Source organism: Catenulispora pinisilvae (assembly GCF_015356865.1).
Classification (GTDB): domain Bacteria; phylum Actinomycetota; class Actinomycetes; order Streptomycetales; family Catenulisporaceae; genus Catenulispora; species Catenulispora pinisilvae.
The window spans coordinates 1-1,038 of the sequence record NZ_JAAFZA010000521.1; the positions used below are offsets into that span (position 1 = coordinate 1).

Annotated in this window: 1 protein-coding gene; it reads right to left on the reverse strand. The window is 72.0% G+C overall.

Annotated features, from left to right (window positions below):
• The coding region (locus IZR01_RS49290; protein WP_194927902.1) for a polyadenylate binding domain-containing protein at window positions 1-1,007 on the reverse strand (1,007 nt) is incomplete at its 3' end.
• Window positions 1,008-1,038: the final 31 nt, after the last annotated feature.

A 1,038-nucleotide genomic window follows, 5' to 3' on the forward strand; every position in this document is an offset into this window, starting at 1 on the left:
GATGGGGGGTTGGTGATGGTGTTGCTTTCAGCCTGGGGGTCGGTGCGCGAGGGAGTTGGGGAGTCTGGCGCGTTGCCGGGGTGGTTCTGATCGCCGCGGTCCTGATTCCGGCTCCGGTCCGGGCAGGGAACGGCGCTTCGGCTCGGCGACGTGGGGCCGGTCGGCGGGTTTGGCGCGGCTGGCACGGCCGCCGTGTTTATCGCGTTCGTCATGTTCGGCGTAGCGGTCGTGCTTTCCGTGACGCGCGCGAAGGGCTTCGCTGCCGTGTGCTCAGAGCTCTGCGGAAGTGGTTTAGCCTGCGTCCGCTGCTCGGTGCGCGCGCTCGCCATCGCCATCTCGGCCGGTTCGGTGCGGGGCGCGATAGTCCGGGTCGGCTGCGCCTGCTGCGTTCCGGGCCCGCCGGACTCACCGGCCTGGGCTCCGGACTCATCAGCCGGGGCTTCCGATCCTGCCGGCACCTGCCCTTGCGGCGCTTGTCCTTGTGCCACTTGCTCTTTTGCCGCTTGTCCTTGCGCCACCTGCCCTTGCATCACCCGCCCATGCGCCACCTGCCCTTGCGCCACTTGCGTTTCGCTCGGCGTCCGGGCCGCCGGGATGCCCGGCACCTCGACAGGGCCCGGCACCTCCAGCGCGCTCGTCATCTCCGCTTCCACCGTGACCACCTCCGTGCCGGCCGCGGTGCGACCGGTGCGGGCCGTCAACTTGGCGTGGCGGCCGCCGGGTAACGGGATCGTCACCACGTCGTGCTTGGCCGCCGCGACCAGTTCGGCCGCCTTGCCCCGTACGAGCTGCCGGTCGCGGCGCTCGCCGTGGCCGCTGTCAGTGCCGGTGCCGGTGGCGTGCTGGGCCCGCGGGGCGAGGACCAGCTCGCCCCGGGTGCGCCGTACGCCCTCGGCGCTGTCGTCGTAGTCAGTGCCGTATCCATCCGTGCCGTAACTGTCAGTGCTGTGACTGTCGGTGCCGCCTTCCGCCCGCGCCCCGTCCACCCCGTCCACCCCATCCACCACGAGCCCACCGGCCCGCCGCGCCTGAGCGAGC